8 protein-coding genes are annotated in these 7116 nt (G+C 62.6%); 4 read left to right on the top strand and 4 right to left on the bottom strand.

Annotation, left to right across the window (positions count from 1 at the left end):
- Window position 1: 1 nt before the first annotated feature.
- Window positions 2-1402: an MFS transporter gene (locus tag MOV74_RS26985; protein ID WP_246929538.1), complete on the bottom strand. Its 1401-nt coding sequence runs from the start codon at window positions 1400-1402 to the stop codon at window positions 2-4.
- A gap of 420 nt (window positions 1403-1822) precedes the next feature.
- Here MOV74_RS26985 and MOV74_RS26980 point away from each other — a divergent pair, with 420 nt between their 5' ends.
- Window positions 1823-2614 (top strand): IclR family transcriptional regulator, encoded by a 792-nt coding sequence (locus tag MOV74_RS26980; RefSeq protein WP_246929536.1) that lies wholly within the window; start codon window positions 1823-1825, stop codon window positions 2612-2614.
- Window positions 2615-2830: 216 nt separating this feature from the next.
- Here MOV74_RS26980 and MOV74_RS26975 read toward each other — a convergent pair whose 3' ends face one another.
- Entirely contained in the window at window positions 2831-3565 is a 735-nt protein-coding gene (locus MOV74_RS26975; RefSeq protein WP_246929534.1) for an SDR family NAD(P)-dependent oxidoreductase, read from the bottom strand.
- Window positions 3566-3651: 86 nt separating this feature from the next.
- On the opposite strand from MOV74_RS26975, the gene MOV74_RS26970 reads away from it, so the two are divergent.
- The 3 genes from MOV74_RS26970 to MOV74_RS26960 all read left to right on the top strand — a co-directional run bounded on the left by MOV74_RS26970 (window position 3652) and on the right by MOV74_RS26960 (window position 5375).
- A complete protein-coding gene (locus tag MOV74_RS26970; RefSeq protein WP_246929533.1) occupies window positions 3652-4068 on the top strand; it encodes a helix-turn-helix domain-containing protein in 417 nt (138 codons plus the stop codon).
- 67 nt (window positions 4069-4135) lie between these two features.
- Window positions 4136-4867 carry a haloacid dehalogenase type II gene (locus tag MOV74_RS26965; RefSeq protein ID WP_246929532.1) on the top strand — a complete coding sequence of 244 codons (732 nt, stop codon included), beginning with the start codon at window positions 4136-4138 and terminating at the stop codon, window positions 4865-4867.
- A 40-nt stretch (window positions 4868-4907) separates the two neighbouring features.
- Window positions 4908-5375 (top strand): YbaK/EbsC family protein, encoded by a 468-nt coding sequence (locus MOV74_RS26960; protein WP_246929531.1) that lies wholly within the window; start codon window positions 4908-4910, stop codon window positions 5373-5375.
- Window positions 5376-5922: 547 nt separating this feature from the next.
- Here the strand turns inward: MOV74_RS26960 and MOV74_RS26955 are convergent.
- Window positions 5923-6273 (bottom strand): hypothetical protein, encoded by a 351-nt coding sequence (locus MOV74_RS26955; protein ID WP_246929528.1) that lies wholly within the window; start codon window positions 6271-6273, stop codon window positions 5923-5925.
- Between the two features lie 96 nt (window positions 6274-6369).
- The coding region (locus MOV74_RS26950) for a tripartite tricarboxylate transporter substrate binding protein (protein ID WP_246929526.1) at window positions 6370-7116 on the bottom strand (747 nt) is incomplete at its 5' end.

The following is a 7116-nucleotide window of genomic DNA, read 5'->3' as shown; positions in this document are numbered from 1 at the left end:
ATCACAGGGTGACGACCGTGCCGCGGCGAGGCGCCGCCGGGGCCGTTGTGCGCGGCGCGCCAGGAACGTCGTCCTGGAATCCCCTGCCGAACAGCCGGGCGATCACGATGCTTGCGACGGTTCCGAGGGCGAGCGGGATGAGCACCAGCAGGAAGATCTCGTAGAGCGGCAGCTTCATCGCGATCAGGATGCCGCCGAGCACAGGACCGCTCACCGAACCGACACGCCCGACCGCGAAGGCCCAACCGGACCCGTTGGTGCGAAAGGCGGTCGGGTAAATCAGCGCCGATGCGGCATTGAGGCCGAGTTGCAGACCGAGCAGACAGAAGCCGGCGAAGAACACGGCGATCAGGAGGAGCGGCTCGATGTCGGTCAGAAAGCCCAATGAGGCGACGATCGGAAGCGACAGCGCGAACAGCATCGCCACTGGCGTGAAGCCATGCTTGTCGAGCGGTCGAGCGAGCGCGAGACCGCCGACCGTGCCGCCGATCTGGAACAGCGAGGTGGCGAGCGCGGCATGCGAGGTCGGCACCTTCGCAGTCGCAAGGACCGTCGGCAGCCAGCTATTGGTGAAATAGAACGACATCTGGCAGCAGATGAACATCACCCACAAGAGTGGCGTGAGATACGCAAGGCGTCCTGCAAACAGCAGCTTTGGCGTGAAGCCCGAATACGCCGGTTCGTCCTGGATCACGAAGCGCGTCTCTGGACCAATGCCGACAGCCGGGTTGAGGGCCTGGACGACCCGGACGATCGCTTCTCGGCTGCGATTCTTCAGCACCAGAAACTTCAGGGACTCCGGCAGGAGAAAGATCGCGAGGACCGCCGCCGCGATCGGAACCACGCCGCCGATGAGAAAGAGGACCTGCCACCCATGCTGCGGCACCAGCGTTGCGGAGATCAGGCCCGGAAGCGCCCCGCCGAAGGTGATGCCGGTGAACATGATGATGATCATTGTCGCGCGGATGCGCCGCGGCGCGAACTCCCCGTTCAATGCGGTGATGTTCGGAAGCAGCCCGCCGATTCCGATGCCGGCGAGGAAGCGCAGATAAAGCAGATCCGTCACCGAGCCAGCCTTGATGCACGCGAGCGTAAAAAGCCCGAACGTGAGGCACGAGCCTATGATCGCGATCTTCCGACCGAACCGATCGCCCAAATAGCCGAAGAGCGGCGACCCGAAGAGAACGCCCAGGAGGCTGGCACTGAAGACGGGGCCGAGCGCAGCCACGTTCGTGATGCTCCATTCCTTCACCAGGAACGGCGCGGCAAATGCGGCCGAGGTGATGTCGTATCCGTCCATGAGGACGAGCAGAAACGAGAACAGCACCAGCTTGATGTTGAAGCCGTTGATCCGGCGTTCGTCGATCAGGCGCGATACGTCGACTGTCTTCGGCTCGAGCATGCTTCCTCCGGTTGATCGTGCGGTTGATCGCCGCCAGAGAGGCGCGACGTTCGCGTTCCATATTTCAGAACTAATGTTCTATTATTCTGTACGCTACTCGCACCGCGGCCCGTGAGTCAATAGTGCTTGCCCGCAGCGCAACGATCGCTACCGAGTGGCGGTAAATCGGAGAGCGTTGCCTCGCTACAGGTTCGAAATTCATGTAAAGTTGGCTGTCTCAGTCGCTTCTTGCACCTTCGCCGCGCGAAGGGCCTGAGCGGCAGCCGCTCCCGTCCGCTTGGCGTTCAGGTCGATTGCACGCGCAGACGTGAGCGCGTCGGCGACGATAGATTTGTGGGGATTCGAGTGCCTGTTTCGAGGAAGGATCGCTCCGAACTAACTTCCGGGGGCGGTCCACACCGTAAGGCCACGCTGGCGGGCGTGGACAAAACTCTGACCAAAGGCTTGATGCTCATCGAGACCCTCTGCCGGAGCAAGCAATCGCGCGGCGTCTCGGACCTCGCGAGCGAACTTTCCCTCACCAAAAGCAACGTCCACCGGCTCCTTCAGACATTGGTCGTCAGCGGTTTCGTGTCGCGGGAGGTAGGCGGCGATCGGTACGTCATGACCTCGAAGCTGTGGCGCTTGTCCCGCGCGCCGCGCTTTAACGATGCTCTCCTCGCATTGGTCCACCCGCTCCTGAGTGAACTCGTCGCCAAGACGGGGGAAACCGCTACATTCGTGATCGTTGAGGGCAACACTGTCGTCACGCTGGACCAGGTGGAGACCCCCCAGACCATTCGCGTGTACTATACGGTAGGTGATTCACAACCTCTCGACCAAGTTCTTAGAGGCGGGCGTGGCATCAGCGGAATCCAGCAGGTCGCCTTTGCCTTCCGGCCGGACATTGACGTTCGAGGTGCATTGGACAGTATCCGCCAAGAACTTGGCCTCCCGCCAGCGTACATCAATGAGCAGATCGCCCGGATAGAAGCGGTTCGACGCGACGGGTACGCTCTCGTGAAAGGTGAGTGGATGGAGGACGTCAACGCCGTCGCCGTCCCTGTCAAAGGTGACGCCGGCGATCTCGTCGGTATCGTCATCAGCTTCGGTCCCGCGCACCGGTTGACCGGGAGGGCTCTCGATCAGATCCGAAACTCGACATGCCAAATGGCAATTCGGCTCACAGATAAGCTGGTTCGTGACCTGTCCGACGGTGAGACGGCTGGCTGATGTCCGCCTTGCCCCGAAAGAGCCGAAGTCGATGGGACGATCCCGCGATGCGTTGATGAGTAGAGTTCTGCAGCGGTCGATAGCAGCTGGCGACCAATCGCCTCGCCTTCGCCCAGCTTGCGTCAATCAGGCTGTGGCTACCAATGACCCCGCGTCCTAGAACCACCGCGCATCGAGGGCTTCGATCGCGTGACCGAAGCCCTCGCGCTCAAAGCATCAGACCTGCGCCAGCCCTCCGTCGACGAAAACCTCGCCGCCGGTCATGAAGCTGCTGTCCGCAGACGCCAGGAACGCGGCCACCGCCCCCGTCTCGCTCGGGGCGCCCACACGCCCGATGGGCGTCGTGCTTGCGAGCGCATCAAAGGCTTCCTCGCCGACGATCTCCAGCGCCAATTCCGTCTTGATCGGCCCCGGTGACAGCACATTGACGCGGATGCCGGTGCCGCGCAGGTCCAGCGCCCAGCTCCGCGCCAGATTGCGGATCGCAGCCTTGGTCGCGCTGTAGATGCTGAACTGCGGTGTCCCCATCACCCCCGTGCTCGAACCGGTCAGGATGATCGACGAGCCCTGCTTCATCAGCGGCAGCGCCTTCTGCACCGAAAACACCAGTCCCTTCACATTGACGTCGAAGATGTGATCGTAGTGCTCGACCGTGATCTCGCCGAGCGGGGCAAACAATCCGGTGCCGGCGTTGGCGAACAGGATGTCGAGCCCGCCACGTTCGGCCTTCACCGCTGCGTAGAGTCGATCGAGGTCGGACATGTCAGTCACCGAGCCTCTGATGGCGCGTGCCGAGGGACCCAGTTGCGCGACGGCGGCATCGAGCGGCTCCTGCCGCCGCCCGAACAGATAGACGAACGCGCCTTCGTCGACGAACCGTTTCGCCGCTCCAAATCCGATGCCGGTTCCGCCGCCCGTCACCACCGCCGTCTTGCCTTGTAGTCTGCTCATGATGTGCTCCTTCACTGAGGTTGCACTGAGCTGGCGGCGTACCCACCTATCGACAAGTATGCACCTTTTGGTAAGTGCCCAAAAAAATGTCGGAAGATCTTTCAGAGCAGACTTCGCCGCCTGTGCAGAGTTGCACACCAACTTTGCCCGGCTTCACCTGCGGCCTCGATGCGACCCTGCGGGTCATCGCCGGCAAGTGGAAACCGTTGATCCTGTACTTCCTCGCTCAGGGCGGCCCGACCCGCTACGGCGAGCTCAGGCGCGCCGTACGCGACGTCAGCGACAAGATGCTGATCCAGCAGCTTAAGGAGCTGGAGGCCGACGATCTCGTGAAGCGGACTGATTACAAGGAGGTGCCGCCGCGGGTGGACTACAGCCTCACACCCTTGGGCCGTAGTCTGGCCGAGGCCCTCGTCCCGCTGTGCTCCTGGGGCGAGGCGCACGTCGCAGAAGTCAGCCGGGTCTTCGCGCAGAGAGACGCCTCGAACACCGGCGCACGGTAACCTGACCGCTCCGTTTGGCCGGGCGGAGTATAGTCCTTTGCCCGCCACGCCCCCGGAGGACCAGCCCTTGCCTATCAAAGCCGTCGTCTTCGACGCCTATGGAACGCTCTACGACATCCAGTCGGTCGCGGAGATCACCGAGGATGCGTTTCCGGGCTATGGCGAGATCATCACGCAGGTCTGGCGCATCAAGCAGCTCGAATACACCTGGTTGCGCTCGCTGATGCAGCGCTACCAGGATTTCGCCGCGGTCACGCGCGACTCCCTGACCTATACGCTGCGCGTGCTCGGGCTTGTCTATGAGAGCGAGACCTTCGAGCGCATCATCGCGAAATATCTAGATCTCGATCTCTATCCGGACGCGACAAGCGCGCTTGCGGCCTTGAAGCCGCGAAAACTTGCGATCCTCTCCAACGGCAGCCCGGACATGCTCGATGCGCTCGTGCGCAATTCCGGCCTCGACCTCCTGCTCGATGCGACCATCAGCGTCGATGCCAAGAAGATCTTCAAGCCGAGCCCGGCAGCCTATGAGCTGATCGGCGAGGTGCTGGGTACGGCACCGAACGAGGTGTTGTTCGTGTCCTCCAATCCCTGGGACGTGGCGGGCGCAAAGTCGTTCGGGCTCAACGTCGCCTGGATCGAGCGGGTGAGCCCGGAAGCGATGGCGCTGGCTTGCGTCGAGAACGAACTCGTGGCACCGCTGACGATGTTTAAGGCGATCCGCACCCAGATGGATGAGCTCGGCTTCGCACCGGATCACCGCGTCCGTTCGCTCTCCGAGTTGCCAGGGATCGCTTAGCATCGTCACCCGCCTGCAAGCCTGGAATGAGCTGACTGGAATGAGCCTGGAATCCGTTCGCGCCTTCTTCGCCGAGAAAGCCCCCGACATCTCCGTCATCGAATCCCCGATCAGCTCGGCAACCGTGCCGCTGGCCGCCGAGGCCTATGGAGTCGAGCCCGGGATGATCGCCAAGACGCTGTCGTTGCGTGTCGGCGAACGCGTGATCCTGATCGTGGCCGCCGGCACCTCGCGGATGGACAACAAGAAGGTGAAGACGCAGTTCGGCGGCAAGCCGAAGATGCTGGGACTGGAAGAGGTCGCCGAGATCACCGGCCACGAGGTCGGCGGCGTCTGCCCGTTCGGCCTGAAGTCGCCGCTGCCGGTCTATTGCGACGTGTCGCTGAAGGCGTTCGCAATGGTGGTGCCGGCGGCCGGCTCGACCCACAGCGCCGTGCGCATCACGCCGGAACGGATGGCCGAGCTGACCGCGGCGGAATGGGTCGATGTCTGCGAGCACAGGCCCTAGTCTGGGGCGGACCTGCTCCAGCAATCCTTAAAGACAACATATTTCGGGTATTACGCAGACGGCCAAGGTTTGCTGCATCGACTTGCCAAGTTGGAGTGCACAATGAACATCCCTTCCGGTGTTTTGGCTGCTATTCTACCGTGCAATGACCTCGACCTGTCTGAGCAGTTCTACAATCGACTAGGGTTCACGCGCCCGGACAGCCAAAGACCGCCTCGGGGAGAACCCGACACCTATCGCATGCTGTCGAACGGGAAAGGCGGTTACCTACATTTGACAGATGCAGTGGAGGGATGGCTGGTGCCGGGCAGAAACCCATTGGGCTGTATCTTTACCTCGAGGATGTTGACGCTGCGGCTCGCGAATTTCAGCAATTGCCTGAAGACAAGCCGTGGGGGATGTACGAATTTGCTATGTCTGATCCGGATCAAACGCTGGTCCGTGTCGGTTGGCCAACCCGTCTGCGCGCCGAACCGCGGTAGTTCGGAGGTCCGGCTCTGGCCGGCTAGTAAAGGCGAACTGCCATGTCCACTGAACCGGACATGCCCTAGTCGTCGTCCTCGTAAGGCCGGGGCTGCGCGGGCGGTGGCGGCAGCGCATTGTAATAGCGCGGCGGCGGTGCGACGCGATTGCGCGGAACCTGTTGCTGCGGCGGCATCTGGTTGTTGGATTGGAACACGGCGCGGCAGCCGCTCGAGAGCTGCGGCGTGTTCTGCTGCAAGCAAGCCGTGATGCGACTTACGTCCGGAATCTGGTCACTGCATAGGCGCCACACATCCGGTGTGCAGGCCATCTGCTGTTCCATGGTTCCGCGATATTCCTCGGCGAATGCTGCGCCCTGCGCGACGATGCCGCCGATTGCGAGCGCCATACCCAGCGCAATCCGCTCTGTTCGCATGTCCCGGTCCTTCTCGATTTCCTGCGAATTCTCATCAATCAATGAGGCGGGAGCCGGTTCTGGACCAACAAAAAAATGTGAAATCGGGGCTGGAACCTACTGCACCTTGCCGATCTTCTTCACGGCCGCGATCAGCCGCGTGCTGTCCAACGCGACGAACTCGGCGAAGGCCGGCGCGTCCTGATAGGCGACGAGGCTGCCCGAGGTCTCGAACGCCTTGAGCACGTCGGGACTCGTCATCACCTGCGCCATCGCCTCGCGCAGGCGGGTCGCGACCGGCGCAGGAAGAGAACTCTGTGCGAACAGCCCGGCCCAGATGTACATCTCGACATCCTTGTAGCCGAGTTCCTGGAAGGTCGGCACGTCAGGGAAGCTTGCGATGCGCCGCGCGCCGCAATTGCCGAGCACGCGCAATTTGCCGTCGTCGACCTGCGGCTTCAGCGTGCCAGGTGCCGCGGCGATCGCCTGCACGGTGCCACCGAGGATCGCGGTCAGCGCCGGACCTGCGCCGCGGAACGGCACATGCAGCAGCTTGATGCCGGCACTGCTTGCGAACATCTCCATCGCCACATGCAGCGTGCCGTAAGGCCCCGGCGAGCCATAGGTGATCTGACCCGGGCGCTTCTTGGCATCCTCGACGAAATCCTGCGCCGTTTTCCACGGCGCGGAGGCCGGCACTGCCAATAGGGTGGGATCGGCGAGCACGCGCGCGATCGGCATGAACTGCGAGACCTCGTAGGCGACGGGACGGTCGAACAGACGGTCGGCCTCGGGGAGCACCGCGAGCGAGGACAGGATCAACGGAGATTTGCCGAGCCACAGACCCATCGCGAAAACTATCCG

The organism is Bradyrhizobium sp. SHOUNA76, from assembly GCF_023006445.1.
Lineage (GTDB): Bacteria > Pseudomonadota > Alphaproteobacteria > Rhizobiales > Xanthobacteraceae > Bradyrhizobium.
The sequence above is the reverse complement of the archived record's forward strand: the minus strand, read 5'-3'. Positions and strand labels throughout refer to the sequence as shown.